At 72.3% G+C, this 23,093-nt stretch carries 20 protein-coding genes; 13 read left to right on the top strand and 7 right to left on the bottom strand.

Going from position 1 to position 23,093, the window contains the following annotated elements; all coding sequences use genetic code 11:
* Positions 1-15 precede the first annotated feature (15 nt).
* The 6 genes from QC282_RS00610 to QC282_RS00585 all read right to left on the bottom strand — a co-directional run bounded on the left by QC282_RS00610 (position 16) and on the right by QC282_RS00585 (position 6,145).
* Complete coding sequence (locus tag QC282_RS00610; protein WP_279547124.1) at positions 16-1,005, bottom strand: zinc-dependent alcohol dehydrogenase family protein; 990 nt, start codon at positions 1,003-1,005, stop codon at positions 16-18.
* Positions 1,002-1,844, bottom strand: a complete 843-nt coding sequence (locus QC282_RS00605) for a carbohydrate ABC transporter permease (RefSeq protein ID WP_279547123.1) — start codon at positions 1,842-1,844, stop codon at positions 1,002-1,004. Before QC282_RS00605 ends, QC282_RS00610 begins: the two co-directional genes overlap by 4 nt.
* Entirely contained in the window at positions 1,841-2,785 is a 945-nt protein-coding gene (locus tag QC282_RS00600; RefSeq protein WP_279547122.1) for a sugar ABC transporter permease, read from the bottom strand. Before QC282_RS00600 ends, QC282_RS00605 begins: the two co-directional genes overlap by 4 nt.
* Positions 2,782-4,152, bottom strand: a complete 1,371-nt coding sequence (locus QC282_RS00595; RefSeq protein ID WP_279547121.1) for a sugar ABC transporter substrate-binding protein — start codon at positions 4,150-4,152, stop codon at positions 2,782-2,784. Before QC282_RS00595 ends, QC282_RS00600 begins: the two co-directional genes overlap by 4 nt.
* A gap of 114 nt (positions 4,153-4,266) precedes the next feature.
* Positions 4,267-5,046 (bottom strand): DeoR/GlpR family DNA-binding transcription regulator, encoded by a 780-nt coding sequence (locus QC282_RS00590; protein WP_279547120.1) that lies wholly within the window; start codon positions 5,044-5,046, stop codon positions 4,267-4,269.
* Between the two features lie 289 nt (positions 5,047-5,335).
* On the bottom strand, positions 5,336-6,145 hold the full coding sequence (locus QC282_RS00585; protein ID WP_279547119.1) for an NAD(P)-dependent oxidoreductase: 810 nt from the start codon (positions 6,143-6,145) through the stop codon (positions 5,336-5,338).
* 219 nt (positions 6,146-6,364) lie between these two features.
* Here QC282_RS00585 and QC282_RS00580 point away from each other — a divergent pair, with 219 nt between their 5' ends.
* Together QC282_RS00580 and QC282_RS00575 are read left to right on the top strand one after the other, a co-directional pair.
* Positions 6,365-7,306 (top strand): 5-dehydro-4-deoxyglucarate dehydratase, encoded by a 942-nt coding sequence (locus QC282_RS00580; RefSeq protein WP_279547118.1) that lies wholly within the window; start codon positions 6,365-6,367, stop codon positions 7,304-7,306.
* The gene (locus tag QC282_RS00575; RefSeq protein ID WP_279547117.1) at positions 7,303-8,466 is read left to right on the top strand and encodes a hypothetical protein; all 1,164 of its coding nucleotides are present in this window, start codon (positions 7,303-7,305) and stop codon (positions 8,464-8,466) included. Before QC282_RS00580 ends, QC282_RS00575 begins: the two co-directional genes overlap by 4 nt.
* Before the next feature lie 116 nt (positions 8,467-8,582).
* On the opposite strand, the gene QC282_RS00570 is transcribed toward QC282_RS00575, so the two are convergent.
* On the bottom strand, positions 8,583-9,935 hold the full coding sequence (locus QC282_RS00570; protein WP_279547116.1) for an MFS transporter: 1,353 nt from the start codon (positions 9,933-9,935) through the stop codon (positions 8,583-8,585).
* Between the two features lie 170 nt (positions 9,936-10,105).
* Here QC282_RS00570 and QC282_RS00565 point away from each other — a divergent pair, with 170 nt between their 5' ends.
* The 11 genes from QC282_RS00565 to QC282_RS00515 all read left to right on the top strand — a co-directional run bounded on the left by QC282_RS00565 (position 10,106) and on the right by QC282_RS00515 (position 23,050).
* Positions 10,106-10,705 carry a TIGR03086 family metal-binding protein gene (locus QC282_RS00565; RefSeq protein ID WP_279547115.1) on the top strand — a complete coding sequence of 200 codons (600 nt, stop codon included), beginning with the start codon at positions 10,106-10,108 and terminating at the stop codon, positions 10,703-10,705.
* 241 nt (positions 10,706-10,946) lie between these two features.
* The gene (locus QC282_RS00560; RefSeq protein ID WP_279547114.1) at positions 10,947-11,615 is read left to right on the top strand and encodes a GntR family transcriptional regulator; all 669 of its coding nucleotides are present in this window, start codon (positions 10,947-10,949) and stop codon (positions 11,613-11,615) included.
* Positions 11,612-12,520, top strand: a complete 909-nt coding sequence (locus tag QC282_RS00555; protein ID WP_279547113.1) for a dihydrodipicolinate synthase family protein — start codon at positions 11,612-11,614, stop codon at positions 12,518-12,520. The genes QC282_RS00560 and QC282_RS00555 overlap by 4 nt, the downstream gene beginning before the upstream one ends.
* Entirely contained in the window at positions 12,517-14,250 is a 1,734-nt protein-coding gene (araD, locus tag QC282_RS00550; RefSeq protein WP_279547112.1) for an L-arabinonate dehydratase, read from the top strand. The genes QC282_RS00555 and araD overlap by 4 nt, the downstream gene beginning before the upstream one ends.
* A 114-nt stretch (positions 14,251-14,364) precedes the next feature.
* A complete protein-coding gene (locus QC282_RS00545) occupies positions 14,365-15,300 on the top strand; it encodes a sugar ABC transporter permease (RefSeq protein ID WP_279547111.1) in 936 nt (311 codons plus the stop codon).
* A complete protein-coding gene (locus QC282_RS00540) occupies positions 15,297-16,193 on the top strand; it encodes a carbohydrate ABC transporter permease (protein WP_279547110.1) in 897 nt (298 codons plus the stop codon). The genes QC282_RS00545 and QC282_RS00540 overlap by 4 nt, the downstream gene beginning before the upstream one ends.
* The gene (locus QC282_RS00535; RefSeq protein ID WP_279547109.1) at positions 16,190-17,479 is read left to right on the top strand and encodes a pectate lyase; all 1,290 of its coding nucleotides are present in this window, start codon (positions 16,190-16,192) and stop codon (positions 17,477-17,479) included. The genes QC282_RS00540 and QC282_RS00535 overlap by 4 nt, the downstream gene beginning before the upstream one ends.
* On the top strand, positions 17,476-18,639 hold the full coding sequence (locus tag QC282_RS00530; protein WP_279547108.1) for a Gfo/Idh/MocA family oxidoreductase: 1,164 nt from the start codon (positions 17,476-17,478) through the stop codon (positions 18,637-18,639). The genes QC282_RS00535 and QC282_RS00530 overlap by 4 nt, the downstream gene beginning before the upstream one ends.
* Positions 18,636-19,481 carry a PmoA family protein gene (locus QC282_RS00525; protein WP_279547107.1) on the top strand — a complete coding sequence of 282 codons (846 nt, stop codon included), beginning with the start codon at positions 18,636-18,638 and terminating at the stop codon, positions 19,479-19,481. The genes QC282_RS00530 and QC282_RS00525 overlap by 4 nt, the downstream gene beginning before the upstream one ends.
* Positions 19,478-20,998 (top strand): glycoside hydrolase 43 family protein, encoded by a 1,521-nt coding sequence (locus QC282_RS00520; RefSeq protein WP_279547106.1) that lies wholly within the window; start codon positions 19,478-19,480, stop codon positions 20,996-20,998. Before QC282_RS00525 ends, QC282_RS00520 begins: the two co-directional genes overlap by 4 nt.
* Positions 20,999-21,031: 33 nt before the next feature.
* The gene (locus QC282_RS00515; RefSeq protein ID WP_279547105.1) at positions 21,032-23,050 is read left to right on the top strand and encodes a pectinesterase family protein; all 2,019 of its coding nucleotides are present in this window, start codon (positions 21,032-21,034) and stop codon (positions 23,048-23,050) included.
* Positions 23,051-23,093 lie beyond the last annotated feature (43 nt).

The raw sequence follows: 23,093 nt of genomic DNA, 5'->3' as shown, positions 1-23,093 counted from the left end.
TGGGAGGGAGTGCCGTTACGGCACCACCACGATCTTCCGGCCGACGCCCGCCGCGAACTGCTCCAGCGCCTGCGGGTAGCGGTCCAGCGCGATGCGGTCGCTGATGAACACGTCGGGGTCGAGCACCCCGTTCGCGAACAGTTCGGCCGCCCGCTCGAAGCTGTGCAGCACGGCCATCGACCCGGTGATGGTGATCTCCTGGTTGTAGATCCGGTACGGGTCGATCGTGACACGTGTCGCGTAGTCGGCGACACCGAACTGCAGGAAGGTGCCGGACTTGGCGACCCGGTCCAAGCCGTCCTGGATCGCCGCGGCGTTGCCGGTCGCGTCGATCACGACGTCCCAGCCCTGCGGCCGGTCCAGTTCGTCGGCGCCCGCGGCGGAGCCGGACACGCCCAGCTGCCGGGCGGTCTCCAGGCGCGCCGGGTTCACGTCGACCATGTCCACGCTCGCCGCGCCGGTGCGCTTGGCGAGCTCCAGCATCATCAGGCCCATCGTGCCGGAGCCGTAGATCAGGACGTGCGCGCCGAGCCGGGACTTGAGGACGTCGTAGCCGCGCACCGCGCAGGACAGCGGCTCGACCAGGGCCGCGTCCTGGGTGCGGACGTGCTCGGGCAGTTTGACGCAGTTCGCCACGGGGGCCAGCGCGTACTGCGCGGCACCGCCCGGGACGGTCACGCCGATCGCGGCCCAGCGTTCGCACAGGTTGTTGTGGCCGCTGCGGCAGTAGCGGCACTCGTGGCAGTGCAGGGAGGGGTCCACCGCCACCCGGTCGCCCACGGCCAGCTCCGTGACCTGGGAGCCCACCTCGGCGACCACGCCGGCGAACTCGTGTCCCGGCACGATCGGCAGCTTCGGCGCGAACTCGCCCTGGAGGATGTGCAGATCCGTCCCGCACAGCCCGCACGCGGCGACCTCGACGACGACGTCGCGCGGCCCTGGCGTCGGGTCCGGGACCTCGGAGACGACGGCGCGGCCCACGGACTCGATGACGGCGGCCTTCATTTCACGGCTCCCAACGACAGGCCCTGGACGAGTTTGTCCTGGGCGGCGAACCCCGCGGCGAGCACCGGCAGGGAGACGACGAGCGACGCGGCGCACACCTTCGCCAGGAACAGGCCCTGGCTGGTGATGAAGCCGGTCAGGAAGACGGGGGCGGTCTCGGCGACCACGCCCGTCAGGACCCGGGCGAACAACAGCTCGTTCCAGCTGAAGATGAAGCAGATCAGGGCGGTCGCCGCCATGCCGGGCAGGGCGATCGGGGCGACCACGCGCGTGAGGATCGTCGGCAGCCGGGCGCCGTCGATCTGCGCCGCCTCGATCACGGCGACGGGGATCTCGGCGAGGAAGGACTGCATCATCCACACCGCGATCGGCAGGTTCATGGACGTGTAGAGGATGACGAGCAGCCAGACGTTGTCCAGCATCCCGGTGTTCTTCGCGAACAGGTAGATCGGCAGCAGGCCCGCCACGGCCGGCAGCATCTTGGTGGAGAGGAAGAAGAACAGGACGTCCGTCCACTTCTTCACCGGCCGGATCGACAGGGCGTACGCGGCGGGCAGCGCCAGCAGCAGCACGAGCAGCGTCGAGGCGACCGACGCCACCGTGGAGTTGACGAGCGCGGGCCAGGGGCTCGCGCCGCCGTCCGTGCCGAAGAACTCGCGGTAGCCGTCCAGGGTGAGGGCGGCGGTGAACGAGGGCGGGTTGGTCGCCGCGTCCTCCTCCGAGTGGAAGGAGGTGAGCGCCATCCAGGCGATCGGCAGGAAGAACACGATTCCGGCCAGCCAGGCCACCAGGCCCAGGCCGGCGCCCTTGCGGCGGGCTGTTGCGGCCACGGCACTCATGCGCGGGACACCTCCTCGCGGAACAGGGACGAGACCACGCGCAGAGCGAAGGTCGCGATGACGATCGAGCCGATGACGACCAGGACGCCCGCGGCCGAGGCGAGGCCGTTCTCGTGGGCCTGGTAGAAGCTCTGGTAGACGGTGTAGGGCAGGTTGGCGGTGCCGAGGCCGCCGGACGTGATCGTGAAGACCGCGTCGAAGTTCTGCACGATGTAGATGGAGCCGAGCAGCGCGCCCAGTTCGAGGTAGCGGCGCAGGTGGGGCAGCGTGAGGTGGCGGAAGATCTGCCAGTCGCTCGCGCCGTCGACGCGGGCCGCCTCGACCTGCTCGTGGTCGCGGCTCTGCAGGCCGGCCAGCAGGATGAGCATCATGAACGGCGTCCACTGCCACACCAGCGAGGCCTGCACCGCGAGCAGCGGGGTGTTCGCGATCCAGTCCGGTTGCGGGCCGCCGACATAGTGCAACAGGCCGTTCAGCAGGCCGTATTCGGGGTTGTACAGGACGTGCTTCCACAGCAGGGCCGCCGCCACCGGGACCACCAGGAACGGGGCGATGAGCAGGGTGCGGACCAGGCCCCGGCCGCGGAACCTGCGGTCCAGCAGCAGGGCGAGCAGCAGGCCGAGCACCAGGCTGGCGAGCACGACGCCCACGGTCAGCAGGACCGTCGTCCACACCGAGTGGCGCAGGTCCGCGTCGGTCAGGACCTCCTGGTAGTTGTCGAAGCCGGTGAAGTGCCGGGCCTTCGGGTAGAGCGCGTTCCAGTCGAAGAAGGAGATCACCAGCGTCGCCACGAACGGCAGCTGGGTCACCACGACCATGAAGACCAGGGCGGGCATCAGCGGGGCCCGCCTGGCCCAGGCGCGCAGCCGGGGGGAGGGCCGGCGCACCGGGGTGGTGCGCATCTCCGGAGCGGCCACGGGGGCCGGTGTGGTGGCGGTCATCGTCCCTCGTACTCCTCGGAGATCTTCTCGGCGAGCGCTTGCGACTTCTTCAGGGCCGTCTCGACGGACTGGCGTCCGGCGATCGCCGCGCTGATCTCCTGGGAGACCTTGGTGCCGAGGTCGGTGAACTCGGGGATGCCGACGAACTGGATGCCGGGTGCGGGGCGCGGCTGCACCCCGGGGTCGGTGGGCCGGGCGCCCTCGATGGCCTCCTTGGTCATCTCCTGGAAGGCGGCGGCCTCCTGGCGGTAGGCGGGGTTGTCGTACGTCGAGGCGCGCTTGCCCGCCGGGACGTTGGACCAGCCGATCTCGTCGCCGACCAGCTGCTCGTACTCCTTGCTGGACGCCCAGGAGACGAACTTCCAGGCCTTGTCGGGGTTGCGGGAGGCGTTCTGGATGCCCCAGGCCCAGGTGTAGAGCCAGCCGGAGGACTCGGTCTTCTCGACCGGCGCGGGCGCGTAGCCGAGCTTGCCCTGGACGGGGGAGTTGGCGGACTCCAGGGAACCGGCGGCAGAGGTGGCGTCGTACCACATGGCGACCTTGCCCTGGGTCATGTTGTTCAGGCACTCGGCGAAGCCGGCCTGGGAGGCGCCGGACTCGCCGTGCTCGCGCACCAGGTCGACATAGAACTTCGTCGCCTTCTCGAACTCGGGGGAGTCAAGGCGCGCCTTCCAGTCCTTGTCGAACCAGGTGCCGCCGAAGGTGTTCACCACGGTCGTCAGGGGCGCCATGACCTCGCCCCAGCCCGGCAGGCCGCGCAGGCAGATGCCCTTCATGCCCCGCTCGGCCCCGTCCAGCCGGGCGGCCAGCTCGGCGATCTGGGTCCAGGTGGGGTGCTCGGGCATCGTCAGGCCCTGCTTCGCGAAGACGTCCTTGCGGTACATCAGGAAGGACGACTCGCCGTAGAAGGGCTGCCCGTAGAGCTTGCCGTCGTCGCCGGTGAGCGACTCGCGCATCGGCTTCAGCACGTCCTGTTCGTCGTACGCCGCGTCCTTGGCGGCGTAGGAGTTCATCTCGCGCAGCCAGCCGTTGCGGGCGTAGATCGGGATCTCGTAGTTGGACAGGGTGGCGACGTCGTACTGGCCCGCCTGGTTGGCGAAGTCCTGGCTGATCTTGTCGCGGACGTCGTTCTCGGGCAGGACGGTGAAGTTGACCTCGATGCCGGTCTCCTGGGTGAAGTGCGCGGCGGTCAGCTTCTGCAGCTCGGTCATCTGGGGGTTGTTGACCATCAGGACGTTGATGGAGTTCCCGCCGGATCCGGCCCCGCCCGCTCCGACCCAGCAGCCGGAGAGCAGCGGGGCGAGCAGCGTCCCTGCGGCGGCCGCTGCGAGGGTCGCTCGCGGCCTCCGTCGGCTCTGGGTTCGCATGGATCGCTCCTGGAGGTACGTATCGGGGGATGAACCGGGAGATAAGCGTCGTCAGTGGGCAAGGGGGTGCCCGACGTGGGGGTGGGGTGGGTCATCGGAGGGCGGGCCGGTGCTTCAGACGCGGATCACCTGCGGGCCGAGCAGGGAGTAGCGGTGCGCCTCGGACGCCGGCAGCAGAGTGCTCGTCACGATCGCCTCCAGCGCGCCGATCTCCGCGAACCGGCAGAAGCTGACCGCGCCGAACTTGGTGTGCACGCCCGCGAACACGATGCGGCGCGCGGCCCGGACCGCCTGTGTCTTGACCTCGCTGACCGCCGGGTCGGGCGTGGTCAGACCGTGCTCGCGGGAGATGCCGTTGGCGCCGATGTAGGCCAGGTCGAGGACGAAGCCGGACAGCATCTTCGTCGTCCAGTGGTCGACGGTGGCGAGCGTGCCGGAGCGGACCCGGCCGCCCAACAGCAGGACGGAAACGTTGTCGGCCTCGGCGAGCGCGCCCGCGACCGGCAGGGACGCGGTGACCACGGTCAGCGGGCGGTCCCGGGGCAGGGTCTCGGCGATGAGCTGCGGGGTGAAGCCTTCGTCGACGAAGACCGTCTCGGCGTCCCCGAGGAGTTCGGCCGCCGCCGCGGCGATCCGGCGCTTCTCGGGCACGTGGCTGGTGGCGCGGAAGGCGAGCGTCGTCTCGAAGCCGGCGCTCTCCACGGGGTAGGCGCCGCCGTGGGTGCGGCGGACCAGGCCGTGGTCCTCCAGGGCCCGCAGATCCCGTCGTACGGTCTCCTTGGCCACGCCCAGCCGGGCGGCGAGCGTGGTGACGTCGACCGATCCGGTGGCGCGGGCGACCCGCACGATCTCGTGCCGGCGTTCCTCCGACGTCCTGGCGTCCATGGCCGTCATCGCCTCCGTGCGTCATTGCCCGTTCGGGCCCGGTGGGGCCCATGGGGGAAGTTCTACAGCGGGCGCGCGGCACTGACCAGGCCTGTTGGCGATTCGATGCTGCCCGTTTGGGCCCGACTCGGGCAGGGGTGGGCCCGCCGCGGACCTGCGCCGGGACCGGTGGAGGGGTGGAAACGGGCAGTGCGGATGCCCGAATGCGGAAGCGGGCGGGCCCGTTCGGTGCCCGCCCGCTTCCGCGGCCGATCGATGTGAGACGTGTCAGTGCCGCCGCGGGTCCCCGCGGTCCGGCTCAGTGGGGCCAGATCGGCGGGTCGGTGACGAAGTGGCCGCCCAGGCAGGCGTGTGCCGGATTGTCCGGGTCCAGCTCGCCCTGCTCGGCGATCAGCTTCTCGGCGAACACCTCGGAGTCGTCCTGCGGTTCGTAGCCGATGGCCCGCGCGGTGCCCAGGTCCCACCACAGGCGGGTGTTGGCGGAGGAGCCGTAGACGACCGAGTGCCCGACGTTCTCGGCGGTCAGCGCCGCGTGGAAGAGGCGGGCGCCGTCGGCGGGGCTCATCCACACCGAGAGCATGCGCACGCCGGTGGGCTCCGGGAAGCAGGCGCCGATGCGCACGGAGACGGTCTCCAGACCGTGCTTGTCCCAGTAGAGCTGGGCGAGGTCCTCGCCGAAGGACTTGGACAGGCCGTAGAAGGTGTCGGGGCGGCGCGGGGTGTCGACCGGGATGAGGGGGTCGTCGCCCCGCGGGCGCGGGGTGTAGCCGACGGCGTGGTTGGAGGAGGCGAAGACGACGCGTCCGACGCCCTCCTCGCGGGCGGCCTCGTAGAGGTGGTAGGTGCCCTGGATGTTCGCCGAGAGGATCTTCTCGAAGGGGGCTTCCAGGGAGATGCCCGCGAGGTGGATGATCGCGTCGACGCCCCGCACGGCCTCGCGCATCGCGTCCTGGTCGGCGAGGTCGGCGACGATCGCGTCCGGCTCGCCCTCGATGGGGCGCATGTCGAGCAGCCGGAGTTCGTAGCCGTAGGTGGGGAGCAGGTCCCGCATCAGGGTGCCGAGCCCGCCGGCGGCGCCGGTGAGCAGAACGGTGCGGGGAGCGGGCATCCTCGGTCTCCTTGGCTCAGCCGTGCACATGCGCGCACGCCATTCATATGCTTGGACACGCTAAGGAGCGCGGCCGTCGGGCGTCAAGTGTCCCGCGGAAGCGCGGAATCCGCTGCCGTGTCGCGCCTTGCCGCGCTTGACCGCCCTCGTGGGGGCGCTTTAGCGTGGGCGTGTTCAGAAATATAGACGCAGATCATAAATATGGAACCGGGAGTGCCCGTGACGCCAGCCCCCCTCGCCGCCCGGCTCGCAGTACCCAGCGGCCCGCTGTTCTTCCCCGTCACGGCGTACGGCCCGGACGGCGGCATCGCCACCGACACCTTCCGCGCGCACGTGCGACGCGGCGTCGAGGCCGGCGCCGCCGCCGTGTTCGCCTGCTGCGGCACCGGCGAGTTCCACGCGCTCACCCCCGAGGAGTTCCAGACCTGCGTCCGCGCCGCCGTCGAGGAGACCGGCGGACGCGTGCCCGTCGTCGCGGGCGCCGGCTACGGCACCGCCCTCGCCGTCCGCTATGCCCGCCTCGCCGCCGAGGCCGGGGCCGACGGGCTCCTCGCCATGCCGCCGTACCTGGTGGCCGCCGGCCAGGAAGGGCTGCTGCGGCACTACCGGGAGCTGGCCGCGGCGACGGACCTGCCCGTCGTCGTCTACCAGCGCGACAACGCCGTGTTCACGCCGGAGACCGTCGTCGAGCTCGCCCGCACGGACGGCATCGTCGGCTTCAAGGACGGCCTCGGCGACCTCGACCTCATGCAGCGCATCGTCAGCGCCGTGCGCACCGAGACACCCGGCGACTTCCTCTACTTCAACGGCCTGCCCACCGCCGAACAGACCCAGCTCGCCTACCGAGGCCTCGGCGTCACGCTCTACTCGTCCGCCGTGTTCTGCTTCGCCCCCGAGATCGCCGTCGCCTTCCACCGCGCCCTGCGCACCGGCGACGACGCCACCGTCCACCGCCTGCTGGACGGCTTCTACCGGCCGCTCGTCGAACTGCGCGCCCAGGGCCGCGGCTACGCCGTCTCCCTGGTCAAGGCCGGTGTGCGGCTGCGCGGACTCGACGTCGGGGAGGTCCGCCCGCCGCTGCACGAACCGGGCGAGGATCATGTCAAGCAGCTCGCTCGGCTGATCGAGCGCGGCTACGCGCTGCTGGAGGAGGGCAAGTGAAGGCGTCGGCATTCGTCTACCCCTGGGACGTCAACGGTGATCCACGGGCGGCCGAGTTCGTGGCGGGCCTCGGCGTACGGCAGGCGACACTCGCCGCCGCCTACCACTCCACGCGCGCGCTGACCCCCCGCCACCCCCGGCACCGGATCGTCACCGCCGAACACGCCGCCGTGCTGTACCCGCCCGGCGACCACTGGACGGGCCGCACCCCGCGCCCCTACCCGGCCGGCGACTGGGCGCCCGGCGACGCCTACGGCGAGGCCGCCGACGCGCTCGCGTCCGCCGGTCTTGAGGTGCACACCTGGGTCGTCCTCGCGCACAACTCCCGCCTGGGCGCCGAACACCCGGAGACCTCCGTCGTCAACGCCTACGGCGACCGCTACCCGTGGGCGCCCTGCATCGCGCAGCCCGGCACGCGCGCGTACCTCGTCGACCTGGCCGCCGAAGCGGCGGTACGGCCCGGCGCGCGGGGCACCGAACTGGAGTCCCTCGGCTGGTACGGGCTGGCGCACCTGCACGCCCACGACAAGACCGGCGGCGTCGGGCTCGGGGACGCCGGGCAGTACCTGATGTCGTTGTGCTTCTGCCCGGCCTGCCGGGACGGCTACGGCGCACACGGCCTGGACCCCGGCCAACTGGCCGCGGCCGTGCGGACCGCGCTGGAACCCGTGTGGCGGGGGGCGCCCTCGGACGAGGGCTGGACCGGGGTCGGGAAGCTGCTCGGGGAGCCGACCGCGAACGCCACGCGCGCGTGGCGCGACACGACGGCCCGCACGCTCCAGGAGGCGGCGGTCGCCGCGGTGCGCGCCGCCGCGCCCGAGGGCTTCCAGGTACTGCTGCACGCCGACCCGGTGTCGTACCACTGCGGCGCCAACGCCGGCGTCGACCCGGCGCACATCCTGTCCGTCGCGGACGGCGTCGTCGTGCCCTGCGCCGGCGGACCGGGACCGCTCACCCCGTTCGCCCGGGAGGCCCGCGAGGGCACGGTCCTCGCCGCCAACTTCACGGTGGTCTCCGGCATGGGCGGCAGCCCCGGCACCCTCGCGGCCGACGTCACGGAGGCCCGCCGCCTCGGCGCGACGGAACTGCGCCTGTATCACGCCGGGTTGGCGTCGGACGGGGACCTGGCGGCGGTGCGGGAGGTGCTCGCGGGGGTGTGACGGGGGGTGGCCGCCGTGAGATGCGGGGGTATGCGGGGGTTGGGAGGCGGTCCCGGTGTGCTCGGGGTGGACGTCGGGGAGGCCGGCGGCCCGGGTACGGCGCAACCGTGCCCGCTTCACGCGGGGTTGGTGTCGGACGGGGAGCCGGCAGGGGCGGGGGAGGTGCCCGCCGGGGTGTGACGCAGCGCCGCCGCCGTCAGCAGCAGCGCCGCGCCCAGGGCGGTCAGCAGCAGCCTGTGGTCGGCGACTTCGACCAGGACGGCCCCGGCCGCCAGGCCCAGCACGTTCGGCGTGAACACCAGGGTGTTGGCGGTGGCGGTGACCCGGCCGAGCAGCGGGCCCGGCGTCTCGCGCTGCACGGCGGTCAGCGCGGCGATGAGCACCGCGGGCAGCCCCGCCCCGATCGCCGCGCCGCTCACCACGGCCACCGCGTCGGACGGCACCGCCCGCAGCGCCAGGGCGACGGCGAAGAGGCCGATGCCGAGCGCCCCGAACCGCCGCTCACCGAGCCGGCGCATCGCCGGTCCCGAAACCAGCCCCACCACCACGGAACCGGCGCCCTGCGCGGCGTACAGCACACCGGCGAAGGCGGGGGAGCGGCCGAGGGCGTCGACCACGGCGTAGACCAGCGCGCCCCCGAGACCGGCACACAGCATGGTGACCCCACCGGCGAGCACGAGCGGCCGCAGCAGGGCGTGCGACCAGAGGTGACGCACACCCTGGAGGACGCCCGCGCGCTCCTCGCGGTGGCCCGCGCGCTCTCGGCGCGGACCGCGCCCCGGGGGGTCGTTCGCGTTGTCGTGGTGCCCGTCGCTCTCTCGGTGCCCGCCCGCGTCGTCCCCGTGCCCCGCGCCCCCGCCCGCCGCAGGCGCCTCCTCGCGTACTCGCAGGCCCAGGCACAGTGCCGCGGCCAGGGCGAACGTGGTCGCGTCCAGCAGGGCGACCGCCGGGCCGCCGCAGGCCGTGTACAGGCCCGCGCCGGCCAGGGGGGCCAGGAGTTTCATGCCCTCCGTGGCCGTCGTGCGCAGCCCGTTGAAGTCGCCGAGCAGCGTGGTGTCCACGGCGGTGGCGACCAGGGCCGACTCGGCCGCGTCGTGGACGACGCCCGCCGTGCCGTACGCGAACAGCACCGCGAACACGATCCACACCCGGTCCGGCGCGTCCACGGCCAGCAGTGCCGGGAGCAGCGCGGCCATGAGGAGGTTCAGCCCGATCAGCAGCGGCCTGCGGCGGACCCGGTCGGCGAGCGCGCCCAGCAGCGGCCCGGCCAGGGTGGGGGCCCACATGGCGAGCATGCACAGCGCGGCCAGGCCGTCCGAGCCGGTGAGGTCCTTGACCCAGACGCCGGCGGCCAGCCACAGCGCGGAGGTGCCGAAGCCGGAGACCACGACCCCGGTCAGACACAGGCCGGCGTTCCGGTCGCGCAGCACGCGCGCCACCGCCCACTTCGTCGATTCGGTGTGCTTCATGCCTGGTCATCGTGGCCCTGAGGGGGTGCCGCGGGGATCGGGAAAACGCCCTAGGAATCCGGGCCGGAACCGATGAGTCGCGGCGTCGCCGTCGGTCTACCTCCCGAGCGGGGCCCCGCGTTCTCCGGGGGCGGCCGCGCCAGGTACGCCGACGAGCCAGGAGCGCCTTGATGACCGACCCCAACCCGACCCCCGACCTCGCGGCCCAGGCCCGGATCGTGGCACGCCTCGCCGGGGGCGTGACCGACGAGCAACTGGGGGGCGCGACGCCGTGCCCGGCGTACGCCGTGCGCAACCTGCTGGGCCATCTGACCGGGCTCGCCGTCGCCTTCCGCGACGCCGCGCGCAAGGACCTGGGCGTCACCACGGACACCAGCCCGGAGGACTCCGTGCCGGACGTCGGGCCCGGCTGGCGCGAGGAGCTGCCCAAGGTGCTCGACGAGCTGGCCGGCGCGTGGCGCGACCCGGCCGCCTGGACCGGCATGACCCGCGCCGGCGGGGTGGACCTGCCCGGCGAGGTGGCCGGCGCGGTCGTCATCGACGAGCTGGTGATCCACGGCTGGGACCTGGCCCGCGCCACCGGCCAGGAGTACGAGCCCGACCCGGCGCTGCTGCGGGTCACCCTCGACTTCGTCACCGTGGCGGCCCAGGAACCGCCCGGCGAGAACAAGATCTTCGGCCCGGCCGTCCCGGTCCCGGCCGACGCCCCGCTGCTGGACCGCGTGGTGGGCCTGAGCGGCCGCGACCCGGGCTGGACGCCGCCCGCGTAACACCTGGCACGAACCTGAGCATTTCCGGCCCCCGGGGACAGCACCTCCGTCCCCGGGGGTCCACTCATGTCACCCGCAAAGCAGACACAAGGGGCAAGGCGCCGATAGGGGACCGATTCGGAGGTCACCCCGTCTTCTTCTGTTCGAAGCATTGACGAAACAGCAAGCCCTTTCTACCTTCAACGCGTCGTACTTCGTACGTCATATATGAGACGCGATACGCGAGATCCGAGAGGCGCGCATGACCTCTGTGCCCACGCCGATCCCCTCCCGCACGCAGTTCGTGCTGGAGGAGATCAAACGCCGCATACTCACCGGGCAGTTGACGCCGGGTCAGGCCCTGGTCGAGACCGAGCTCGCCGCCCGGTTCGGAGTCTCCAAGACCCCCGTGCGCGAGGCGCTCAAGACCCTGGCCGGCACCGGACTGGTCGTGATGAGCCAGTACAAGGGCGTCACGGTGCGCATGGTGGACGCGGACATGGCGCGCGAGGTCTACGACGTGCGGCTGCTGCTGGAGCCCGAGGCGCTGCGGCGGGCGGTGCTGCGCGGTTCCACCCTGGACGCCGCGAAGGACGCGCTCACCCGCGCCGACGGAGCCACGGACACCGCCGAACGCTCCCTGGCCAACCGGGAGTTCCACCGCGCCCTGTACCTGCCCTGCGGCAACCCGCTGCTCGGCCGGATGCTGGACGAGGTGCGCGACCAGGCGGCCCTCGTCTCCGCCGTCGCCTGGGCCGCCGACCCCTCCTGGGAGCGGGAGGCCTGCGAGCACCGCGAGATACTGCGCCTCGCCCTCGAAGGTGACGCGGACGGCGCGGCGCGCGCCCTCCACGCGCACATCGCGTCGTTCGTCGAGCGGGCCTTCCCCACAGCGGAATCCGAGGCCCAGGGAGAGGACGGCCAGGCATGACATCGACGTTCGAGACCCAGCGGGCGGCCCTGGCCGACGTGGTGGCGATCCCGGTGACCCCGTTCGCCGAGGACGGCTCCGTGGACCGGGACACCTACCGGGCCCTGCTGCGCCGGCTGCTGGACGGCGGCATCAGGACCCTGACCCCCAACGGCAACACCGGCGAGTTCTACGCCCTCACCCCCGAGGAGCGCAGCCTCGTCACCGAGCTGACCGTCGAGGAGACCGGCGACCGGGGCGCGGTCCTGGTCGGCGTCGGCCACGACGTGCCGACCGCCGTCGCCTCCGCGCGGCACGCCCGCGACCTGGGCGCCGGCATGGTGATGGTGCACCAGCCCGTCCACCCCTACGTCTCGCAGAGCGGCTGGGTCGACTACCACCGCGCCATCGCCGAGTCCGTGCCCGAGCTGGGCGTCGTGCCGTACATCCGCAACCCGCAGCTCACCGGCGCCCGCCTCGCCGAACTCGCCGACGCCTGCCCCAACGTCATCGGCGTGAAGTACGCCGTCCCGGACGCGTCCCGGTTCGCCGCGTTCGCGCGGGACGCCGGTCTGGACCGCTTCGTGTGGGTGGCCGGGCTCGCCGAGCCGTACGCGCCGTCCTACTTCTCCGCGGGCGCCACCGGCTTCACCTCCGGACTGGTCAACGTCGCGCCGTCCGTCTCGCTGAACATGATCGAGGCGCTGCGCGCGGGCGACTACCCGGGCGCCATGAAGGTCTGGGAGCAGATCCGCCGGTTCGAGGAACTGCGCGCCGCCAACGGCTCCGCCAACAACGTCACCGTCGTCAAGGAGGCCCTCGCCTCCCTCGGCCTGTGCCGCCGCGAGGTCCGCCCGCCGAGCAGGCCGCTGCCCGAGAGCGAGCGCGCCGAGGTCGCCGCCATCGCCTCCGGATGGTCGATATGAGCACGCCGAAGAAGCGTCCCGAGGACCTCAGAAGCCACCAGTGGTACGGCACCGAAGGGCTGCGGTCCTTCAGTCACCGGGCCCGTACCCGCCAGCTCGGCTACCTGCCCGAGGAGCACCTCGGCAAGCCGGTCGTCGCGATCCTCAACACCTGGTCGGACATCAACCCCTGCCACGTGCACCTGCGCGACCGCGCCCAGGCCGTCAAGCGCGGGGTGTGGCAGGCGGGCGGCTTCCCGCTGGAGTTCCCGGTCTCCACGCTCAGCGAGACCTTCCAGAAGCCGACCCCCATGCTCTACCGCAACCTGCTCGCCATGGAGACCGAGGAGCTGCTGCGCTCCTACCCGGTCGACGGCGCCGTGCTGATGGGCGGCTGCGACAAGTCCACGCCGGCGCTGCTGATGGGCGCCGCGTCCGTCGGCCTGCCGGCCGTGTTCGTGCCGGCCGGGCCCATGCTGCCGGGTCACTGGCGGGGGGAGACGCTCGGTTCCGGCACCGACATGTGGAGGTACTGGGACGACAAGCGGGCCGGGCTCATCGGTGACTGCGAGATGCAGGAGCTGGAGAGCGGCCTGGCCCGCTCGCCCGGGCACTGCATGACGATGGGCACGGCGTCCACGCTGACCGCCGCCGCCGAAGCGCTCGGCGTGACCGTCCCGGGCGCCTCCAGCATCCCGGCCGTCGACTCCGGGCACGACCGGATGGCAGCCCGGGCCGGCATGGCGATCGTCGACCTGGTCCACAAGGACCGCAAGCTCTCCGACATCCTCACGCCGGAGGCCTTCGAGGACGCCGTCACCACCGTCCTCGGTCTCGGCGGCTCCACCAACGCCGTGATCCACCTGATCGCCATGGCGGGCCGCGCCGGGGTGAAGCTCACGCTCGACGACTTCGACCGCATCGCCCGCACCGTCCCCGTCCTCGCCAACGTCCGGCCCGGCGGACAGACGTACCTGATGGAGGACTTCCACTTCGCGGGCGGACTGCCCGGGTTCCTCTCCCGGATCCCCGACCTGCTCCACCTGGACCGGCCCACCGTCGCGCACGACACCCTGCGTGAACAGCTCGCCGGCGCCCGGGTGCACCACGACGACGTCATCCGGCCGCGCGACAACCCGGTCGCCGCCGAGGGCGGGGTCGCCGTGCTGCGCGGCAACCTCTGCCCGGACGGCGCCGTCATCAAGCACATCGCCGCCGAGCCGCACCTGCTGCGGCACACCGGTCCGGCCGTGGTCTTCGACGACTACCGGACGATGCAGCGGACCATCAACGACCCCGGGCTGAACATCACCGCCGACAGCGTGCTGGTGCTGCGCAACTCCGGCCCCAAGGGCGGCCCCGGCATGCCCGAGTACGGGATGCTGCCCATCCCCGACCACCTGCTCAAGCAGGGCGTGCGGGACATGGTCCGCATCTCCGACGCCCGCATGAGCGGCACCAGTTACGGCGCGTGCGTCCTGCACGTCGCACCCGAGTCGTACGTCGGCGGCCCCCTCGCGCTGGTGCGCACCGGGGACCCGATCACCCTGGACGTCGAGGCGCGCACCCTGCACCTCCACGTGGACGACGCGGAGCTGGAGCGCCGCAGAGCGCGGTGGACGCCGCCGCCCGTGCGCCACGAGCGCGGCTACGGCGCGCTCTACAACGAGCAGATCACCCAGGCGGACACCGGCTGCGACTTCGAGTTCCTCGCGCGGCCGGGCAAGGTGCAGGACCCGTACGCGGGCTGAACGGATCCGGCCGGCCCGCCCGGCGGCCGGACCCACGCACAGCACGACAGAAAGCGCTTCACCCCGCACATCCCGCACATCCCGCACGAGAACGCTCAAGAACGGAGAACAGTCATGGCCCAAGCCGCAGCCGTGGCGAAACCGCCCGCGCCACCCCGGCGGCGCCGTGCCTCCGCCACCCCGCGCAGGCTCCCCTACCTGCTGATCACCCCGGCGGCCCTGCTCATGCTGGGCTTCATCGCCTACCCGGTCATCAGCGTCTTCTACTACAGCCTGCAGCACTACAACCCCACCAAGCCGTGGCGCAACGGCTACGCGGGCCTCGACAACTTCGTCCACGCCTTCACCGAGGACCCCATCTTCTGGGACACCCTCGTCTTCAGCGCCAAGTGGGTCTTCGTCGAGGTCACCCTCCAGCTGCTGTTCGGCCTCGCGCTGGCCCTCATCGTCAACCAGACCTTCGTCGGGCGGGCCGTCGGCCGCGCCCTGGTCTTCTCCCCGTGGGCCGTCTCCGGCGTCCTGACCTCCGCGATCTGGGTGCTCCTCTACAACTCCCAGACCGGCATCAGCCGCTACCTCGCGGACCTGGGCCTCGGCTCGTACGGCACCAGCTGGCTGTCGGACACCTCCACCGTGTTCCCGGCGGCGATCGTCGCCGACCTGTGGCGCGGCGTGCCCTTCTTCGCGATCCTCATCCTCGCCGACCTCCAGTCCGTCTCCAAGGACCTGTACGAGGCCGCCGAGGTCGACGGGGCCAGCCGCATCAAGCAGTTCTGGCACATCACCCTGCCCCACCTGAAGGACGCCATCATCCTGTCCACGCTGCTGCGCGCGGTGTGGGAGTTCAACAACGTCGACCTGCTCTACACCCTGACCGGCGGCGGACCCGCGGGCGAGACCACGACACTGCCGCTCTACATCGCCAACACCAGCGTCGACGCCCACAACTTCGGCTACGCGTCGGCCCTGACCACGGTGGCGTTCGTGATTCTGCTCTTCTGCTCGATCGTCTATCTGCGGCTGAGCAAGTTCGGAGGCGACAACAAGTGATCACCAAAGAGGCCACCCCGGTCGCCCCCGCACCCGCGCGCGCCACTCCCGCGCCACCCCGGCCGGCCGGCCGGGGCCGCGCCTGGGACGAGGCCCCGCGCTGGCAGATCTACCTGCCGCTGTCCGTCTACCTGGTCTTCACGCTGATCCCGTTCTACTGGATCCTGCTCTTCGCGCTGCGCCCGCCCGGCTCGACCTCGCTGGTGCCCTGGCCGATGACCTTCGAGCACTTCGAGAAGGTGTGGACCGAGCGCAGCTTCGGCGTCTACTTCCAGAACAGCGTGCTCGTCGGCCTCGCCACCCTGGTGATGACGACGGTCGTCGCGCTGGCCGGCGGCTACGCCCTCGCCCGGTTCGACTTCCGGGTCAAGCAGGCCTTCATGCTCGCCCTGCTGTGCTCCCAGTTCGTGCCCGGCGCGCTGCTGCTGGTCCCGCTGTTCGAGATCTTCGCCGAACTGCAGATGATCAACTCGCTGGGCAGTGTCATCATCGCCGAGACGGTGTTCCAGCTGCCGCTGTCGATGATCCTGATCAGCAACTTCATCAAGAACGTGCCGTACTCCCTGGAGGAGGCGGCCTGGGTCGACGGCTGCGGCCGCATGAAGGCCTTCCGGATCGTCGTCCTGCCGTTGCTGCGGCCGGGTCTGATCGCCGTCGGCTCCTTCGCGTTCGTGCACTCCTGGAACCACTTCCTGTTCGCCCTGATGTTCCTCAACAACCAGGACAAGCAGACCATCCCCGTCGGTCTCAACACCCTGATGAGCGCGGACAGCGTCGACCTCGGCGCGCTCGCCGCGGGCGGCATCATCGCGGCCGTACCGGTCGTGCTGGTCTTCGCGTTCATCCAGAAGTGGCTCATCACCGGCTTCAGCGCGGGGGCGGTGAAGGGATGAGGCTCCGGCACATCGCGGCCGCGGCGGCCCTGCTGGGTCTGCTCTGCGTCCCCGCCCACGCCGAGGACCGCGACATCAGCCGCGACACCCTGCCCCCCGGCGACGGCTGGGCCGCCGCCGAGGGCGGCACCACCGGCGGCGCCGCGGCCGACGACGCCCACGTGTACACCGTCACCGACCGCGCCGGCCTGGTGCGCGCCCTCGACGGCGGCAGCGACACCCCGAAGATCATCAGGATCGCCGGGACGATCGACGCCAACACCGACGACGACGGCCACCGCCTGGACTGCGCCGACTACACCACCGACGGCTACAGCCTGCGCGGCTACCTCGCCGCCTACGACCCCCGCACCTGGGGCGCCGCGAAGCCGTCCGGACCGCAGGAGGACGCCCGCAGGGCCTCGGCCGCCCGGCAGGCCGAACGGATCGTGCTGCCCGTCGGCTCCAACACCACCATCGTCGGCCTCGGCGACGACGCCGTCCTCAAGGGCGCGAGCCTCCAGATCAAGGACGCGGACAACGTCATCGTCCGCAACCTCGAACTGCGCGACGCCTACGACTGCTTCCCCGCCTGGCAGCCCCACCCCGGCGGCCTCGGCGACTGGAAGGCCGCCTACGACAACATCTGGCTGACCGGCGCCCGCCACGTCTGGATCGACCACGTCACCCTGTCCGACAAGGGGCACCCCGACGCGAAGGAACCCACCTACTTCGCCCGCAACTTCCTGCGCCACGACGGCCTGCTCGACATCACAGGCGGCTCCGACCTGGTGACCGTGTCCTGGAGCCGCCTCACCGGCCACGACAAGGCGATGCTCATCGGCAGCAGCGACTCGGCCACCGGCGACCGCGGCAGACTCCGCGTCACCCTGCACCACAACGAGTTCGAGTCGATCGTGCAGCGCGCCCCGCGCGTCCGCTTCGGCCGGGTCCACGTCTACAACAACCGCTACGTCGTCCCCGGCGGCACCGACCACCGCTACTCCCTCGGCATCGGCACCGAGTCCGCCGTGTACGCCGAGAACAACGCCTTCACCACGCCCGCCCACGTCGAGGCCGCCGACCTCGTCAAGAGCTGGAACGGCACCGCCCTGCACCAGAGCGGCACCCTCTTCAACGGCTACCCGGTCGACCTGCTCGCCATCAACAACTCCTACAACTCCGGCAGCGAACGCGACCTGACCGGCGACGTCGGCTGGACGCCCACCCTGCACGGACCGATCGACAGCGCCCGCGCGGCCGACCAGGACGTGGCACGCGGCGCCGGCGCGGGGAGGATCCCATGAGCGCACCGCTGCCCGTCGTCCTCGCCGGCGCCCGCGGCCACGGACGCTGGCACCTCGCCAACATCCGCCGCCTCCAGGACCGCGGCCTGGTCCGCCTGGCCGGCGTCTGCGAACTCACCCCGCTCACCGCCGGGGAACTCGACGGCCTCGGCACGCCCGAGCAGTCCGCCGACCTCGGCGCCCTGCTGGACTCCACCGGCGCCCGGATCGCCGTGATCTGCACCCCCATCCCGACCCACACCGACCTCGCGCTCACCGCGGCCGGACGGGGCGTCCACATCCTGCTGGAGAAGCCTCCGGCCCCTTCCTACGCCGAGTACCGGCGCATGGCCGACGGCGTCGCCGCCGCGGGCGTGGCCTGCCAGATCGGCTTCCAGTCGCTGGGCTCGCACGCCGTGCCCGCGATCCGCGAACTGATCGCCGAGGGCGCCGTCGGCGAACTCGTCGGGCTCGGCGGCGCCGGCGCCTGGGCGCGCGACGAGGCGTACTTCCGGCGCGCGCCCTGGGCGGGCAAGCGGCGCATGAACGGCGTCGACGTCGTCGACGGGGTGCTCACCAACCCGCTCGCGCACGCCGTCGTCACCGCCCTCGCCCTCGGCGGCAGCACCCGCGCCGAGGACGTCACCGGCATCGAGACCGAACTGCTGCGCGCCAACGACATCGAGTCCGACGACACCTCCTGCGTACGGATCACCACCGCGCAGGGCCACCCGGTCACCGTCGCCGTGACCCTGTGCGCAGAGGAGCCCGGCGAGCCGTACGTCCTCGTGCACGGCAGCAGCGGCCGGATCACCTTCTGGTACAAGCAGGACCGCGTGCTGCTCCAGCGCGCCGGCCACGGCCCCGAGGAGGTCGAGCACGGCCGCACCGACCTGCTGGAGAACCTCGTCGCCCACCTCACCGAGGGCGCCGACCTGCTGGCCGTCCCGGAGGCGACCGGTGCCTTCATGACGGTCGTCGAGGCGATCCGGCAGGCCCCCGACCCGGCCCCGCTGCCGGCCGGCTCCTGGCGCCGCGTCCCCGGCGAGAACCGCCGGGTCGTGCCCGGCGTGGACGGGCTCGTCGCAGCCGCCGCCGACACCCTCTCGCTCTACTCCGAGCTCGGCGCCCCCTGGGCGCTGCCCGCGGAGCACCGTCAGAAAGAGGTGAGCGCCCGATGACCGGCACCGACTCCCCGGTCCTGCGCGTCGCGGGCCGCCCGGTGGGCCGCTACGTCGTCCGGCCCGAACTGCCCGCCCGGCTGTCCCCGCGCCCGTACCTGCACCCCGTCACCACCCTGTCCGGCGTGGCCGTCACCGAACTGAGCCCCGCCGACCACCTCCACCACCTCGGCGTCGGTGTCGCCGTCCCCGACGTCGAGGGGTACAACTTCTGGGGCGGGCGCACCTACGTGCGCGACCGGGGCCCGACCGAGCTCGACAACCACGGCGCCCAGCGGCACACCACGTTCCAGCTCCGCGACCCGGACGGCTTCGTGGAGGAACTGCGCTGGGTGGCCGCCGGGAACGAGCTGCTGCGCGAGCGCCGCACCGTCGCCGCCACCGAACTGACCGACACCGCCTGGGCCCTGGACTTCACCTTCTCGCTCACCAACGTCACGGGCGGCTTGCTGTCCATCGGCAGCCCGGCCACCAACGGGCGCCCCGGCGCGGCCTACGGAGGCTTCTTCTGGCGGGCCCGCAAGGAGGACGGCGCACCGGACGTCTTCACCGCCGACGCCGAGGGCGAGAGCGAGGTGCACGGCAGCCCCGCCGACTGGCTGGCGCTCGCCGGTTCCTGCTGGACGCTGGTGTTCGCCGGGGCCACGGACGCCACCCGCCGCGACCCGTGGTTCGTGCGCACCGCCGAGTACCCGGGCGTCGGCTCGTCGCTGGCGCACACCGGACGCGTCCCCGTCCCGCCCGGCGACACCCTCGTCCGCCGCGTCGTCACCGTCGTCGCCGACGGCCGCCTCGACCGGGACACGGCGGCGGCCCTGATCCGAAAGGCCGTGAGCCCGTGACCGTCGAACAGACCGCCACCACCTACCGCAACCCGGTCCTGAACGCCGACTGGTCCGACCCCGACGTCGTCCGCGTCGGCGACGACTTCTACCTGACCGCCTCCAGCTTCGGCCGGGCCCCCGGCCTGCCGCTGCTGCACTCCCGCGACCTCGTCAACTGGACGCTGGTCGGCCACGCCCTCGAACGCCTCGAACCCGCCGAGGAGTTCGCCGTGCCCCGGCACGACTGCGGGGTCTGGGCACCGTCCCTGCGCCACCACGACGACCGCTTCTGGATCTTCTGGGGCGACCCCGACCACGGCATCTTCCAGGTCAACGCCCCCGGCATCCGCGGCCCCTGGACCGGCCCGCACCTGGTCAAGGAGGGCAAGGGCCTGATCGACGCCTGCCCGCTGTGGGACGAGGAGACCGGCGAGGCCTACCTCGTGCACGCCTGGGCCAGGTCCCGCTCCGGGATCAAGAACCGCCTCACCGGGCACCGCATGCGCCCCGACGGCACCGGCGTCCTCGACGAGGGCAAGGTGATCGTGGACGCCGACCGCATCCCCGGCTGGTTCACCCTCGAGGGCCCCAAGCTGTACCGGCACGACGGCTGGTTCTGGATCATGGCGCCCGCCGGGGGAGTGGAGACCGGCTGGCAGGGCGCCTTCCGCTCCCGCGACTTCTTCGGGCCCTACGAGGAGCGGATCGTCCTCGAACAGCGGGACACCGACGTCAACGGCCCGCACCAGGGCGGCTGGGTGCGCACCCCGGCCGGCGAGGACTGGTTCCTGCACTTCCAGCAGCGCGGCGCCTACGGCCGGGTCGTCCACCTCCAGCCCATGACCTGGGACGCCGAGGGCTGGCCGGTGCTGGGCGAGGACGGCGCCCCCGTCACCGAACACCGGCGCCCCGCGCTGCCGCCGCAGCCGCCCGCCGCACCCGCCACGGACGACGACTTCCCCGGCGGACGGTACGGCCGCCAGTGGCAGTGGACGGCCAACCCGCAGGACGGCTGGGCCACCCAGCACTCCGCCGACGGGCTGCGGCTGACCTGCGTCCGCTCGGCCGGCGCGCACGACCCGCGCACCCTGCCGAACGTGCTGACGCAGCGGCTGCCCGGCATGCCGTGCGCCGTCGAGGTCGAACTGAGCCTCGCCGGGCAGGAACCGGGGGCCCGCGCCGGGCTCGCCGTCCTCGGCGACGCGTTCGGCTGGATCGGTCTGGAGCGGGGCGCGGACGGCGCGGTGCGCCTGGTGCACCGGTTCGGCGAGAGCGTCGCCGAGAGGGAACGGGACGCCGCCCACCCCCGGCTCGCGCCCGACGGCCGGGCCCGGCTGCGGATCGAGACCGGCGCCGGCGCGCGCTGCCGGTTCTCCGCCGACACCGGTGACGGCTTCCGGCCCTCGGGACCGGTGTTCGCCGCCACCCCCTGGCGCTGGGTCGGCGCCCTGCTCGGCCTGTTCGCCGTCGCGCCCGCCGGCCACGGGCACGCCGGCACCGCGACGTTCACGCACTTCAGGATCACGCCCTCGTAACCCACCACACCCGTACGCCTGTTGGGAGCCGCAATGACGCACTTCCGGAGCAAGCGCTTGCCAGGTCCTGGGAGAACCCTGGCCGCCGTCGTGGCACTGGCCGCGGCCCTGGGCCTGGGCACGGCCGGGGAGGCACGGGCGGACGACCCCGCCGCCGGCACCGCCACCGCCACGGCGCCGGCGGACGGCACCGGCCCGGTCGCGGCGGCGGCCGACCGCTTCACCGACCGGGCGCACGGCTTCGCCTCCCTCGCGGGCGGCACCACCGGCGGCGCCGGCGGCAAGGTCGTCACCGTCACCGACCAGGCCGCCCTCGCCAGGTACGCGGCGGCCGAGGAGCCCTACGTCATCCGGGTCGCGGGCTCGATCGCCGTCGCGCCCTTCGGCTCGGACATCGTCGTGGCCTCCCACAAGACGATCATCGGCGTCGGCGACACCGGCGAGATCGTGCACGGCGAACTGCACCTGAACCCCGGCACGCACAACGTCGTCATCCGCAACCTGACGATCCGGGACTCCTACGTGGAGGGCGACTGGGACGGCAAGACCACCGACTTCGACGCCATCCAGATGGACTCCGTCCACCACGTCTGGATCGACCACAACCACTTCACGCACATGGGCGACGGACTCCTCGACGTCCGCAAGGACAGCGAGTACATCACCGTCTCCTACAACCGGTTCACGCACCACAACAAGGCGTTCGGCATCGGCTGGACGACCAACGTCAAGACGCAGATCACCATCGACCACAACCTCTTCGAGGGCACCAAGCAGCGCAACCCGTCCGCCGACAACTGCGCCTACGCGCACCTGTACAACAACTACCTGACCTCACCGGCCGACCTCGGCGATCCGGTGTGGACGTACGGCAACTGGGCGCGCGGCAGGACGAAAATGGTCGTCGAGAACAGCTACTACGACGGCGTCCAGCACCCCCACCAGGCGGACGCCACCGCCGAGTTGGTGGAGCGCGGCTCCATCCTGAAGAACACCGCCGGCCGGCACGACGAGTGGGGCGCCGCCTTCGACCCGCGCGACTTCTACGACTACCGGCTCGACCCCGCCTCCGCCGTCCCGGCGCTCGTCACCCGGTTCTCCGGCCCGCAGCGGCGGATCGGCACGGTGCTGCACGTCCCGGGCGCCTACCCGACCGTGCAGGCCGCCGTGGACGCCGTGCCCGACGGCAACGACGTGCCCGTGACGATCGCCGTCGCGCCGGGCACGTACCGCGCGAAGGTGTACATCCCCGCGGGAAAGCCGAAGATCGTGCTGCAGGGGACTGGACAGGACCGCGCGGACACCGTCATCGTCCATGACACGCCCGCCGCGTACGGCGGCTCCACCGGGAGCGCCACCGTACGGATCGCCGCGAACGACGTCACGGCGCGCAACCTCACCTTCAGCAACGACTTCGACGAGGCCGCGCACGAGCTCAGCGGCGAGCAGGCGCTGGCGATGAAGACGACCGGCGACCGGATCGTCTTCGAGAACACCGCCTTCCTGGGCAACCAGGACACCCTGATGACCGACAGTCCCAGGCTGACCACCATCAGCCGGGTCTACCTCCGCGACTCGTACATCGAGGGCGACGTCGACTTCATCTACGGGCGGGCCACCACGGTCGTCGAGCGCTCCGTCATCCGCGCGCTCAGCCGTGGCTCGGCCACCAACAACGGCTACATCACCGCCGCGTCCACCTGGAAGGGCAACCCGTACGGGTTCCTGATCACGGACTCGAAGGTGGTCAGCGACGCCCCGCCGGACTCCTACCACCTCGGACGGCCCTGGCACCCGGGCGGCGAGCCCGACGCGATCGCCCAGGTGCTGTTCCGGAACACCGAACTGCCGGCCGCGGTCAAGTCCGCGCCCTGGACGGACATGGGCGGCTTCTCCTGGCGGGACGCGCGGTTCGCCGAGTACCGCAACTCCGGTCCGGGCGCCGCCGTCACCGCGGACCGGCCGCAGCTGAGCGACGCGGACGCGACGGAGCACACCGTCGCCGCCTACCTCGGGGGCACCGACGGCTGGGCGCCGCACGCCCACCACTGAGTGCGCCCCGGAGCCTCGTCCCCCCACAACGTCACATCACCGC

The organism is Streptomyces sp. DH24 (assembly GCF_029813775.1).
Classification (GTDB): domain Bacteria; phylum Actinomycetota; class Actinomycetes; order Streptomycetales; family Streptomycetaceae; genus Streptomyces.
The sequence above is the reverse complement of the archived record's forward strand: the minus strand, read 5'-3'. Positions and strand labels throughout refer to the sequence as shown.

Bases quoted from the DNA above. Each gene is read 5' to 3' on its own strand.
- araD (WP_279547112.1), top strand. From the start codon at position 12,517: ATGAGCACGCCGAAGAAGCGTCCCGAGGACCTCAGAAGCCACCAGTGG.
- QC282_RS00555 (WP_279547113.1), top strand. From the start codon at position 11,612: ATGACATCGACGTTCGAGACCCAGCGGGCGGCCCTGGCCGACGTGGTG.
- QC282_RS00530 (WP_279547108.1), top strand. From the start codon at position 17,476: ATGAGCGCACCGCTGCCCGTCGTCCTCGCCGGCGCCCGCGGCCACGGA.
- QC282_RS00605 (WP_279547123.1), bottom strand. From the start codon at position 1,844: ATGAGTGCCGTGGCCGCAACAGCCCGCCGCAAGGGCGCCGGCCTGGGC.
- QC282_RS00570 (WP_279547116.1), bottom strand. From the start codon at position 9,935: ATGAAGCACACCGAATCGACGAAGTGGGCGGTGGCGCGCGTGCTGCGC.
- QC282_RS00535 (WP_279547109.1), top strand. From the start codon at position 16,190: ATGAGGCTCCGGCACATCGCGGCCGCGGCGGCCCTGCTGGGTCTGCTC.
- QC282_RS00595 (WP_279547121.1), bottom strand. From the start codon at position 4,152: ATGCGAACCCAGAGCCGACGGAGGCCGCGAGCGACCCTCGCAGCGGCC.
- QC282_RS00585 (WP_279547119.1), bottom strand. From the start codon at position 6,145: ATGCCCGCTCCCCGCACCGTTCTGCTCACCGGCGCCGCCGGCGGGCTC.
- QC282_RS00525 (WP_279547107.1), top strand. From the start codon at position 18,636: ATGACCGGCACCGACTCCCCGGTCCTGCGCGTCGCGGGCCGCCCGGTG.
- QC282_RS00610 (WP_279547124.1), bottom strand. From the start codon at position 1,005: ATGAAGGCCGCCGTCATCGAGTCCGTGGGCCGCGCCGTCGTCTCCGAG.
- QC282_RS00560 (WP_279547114.1), top strand. From the start codon at position 10,947: ATGACCTCTGTGCCCACGCCGATCCCCTCCCGCACGCAGTTCGTGCTG.
- QC282_RS00545 (WP_279547111.1), top strand. From the start codon at position 14,365: ATGGCCCAAGCCGCAGCCGTGGCGAAACCGCCCGCGCCACCCCGGCGG.
- QC282_RS00565 (WP_279547115.1), top strand. From the start codon at position 10,106: ATGACCGACCCCAACCCGACCCCCGACCTCGCGGCCCAGGCCCGGATC.
- QC282_RS00515 (WP_279547105.1), top strand. From the start codon at position 21,032: ATGACGCACTTCCGGAGCAAGCGCTTGCCAGGTCCTGGGAGAACCCTG.
- QC282_RS00590 (WP_279547120.1), bottom strand. From the start codon at position 5,046: ATGACGGCCATGGACGCCAGGACGTCGGAGGAACGCCGGCACGAGATC.
- QC282_RS00600 (WP_279547122.1), bottom strand. From the start codon at position 2,785: ATGACCGCCACCACACCGGCCCCCGTGGCCGCTCCGGAGATGCGCACC.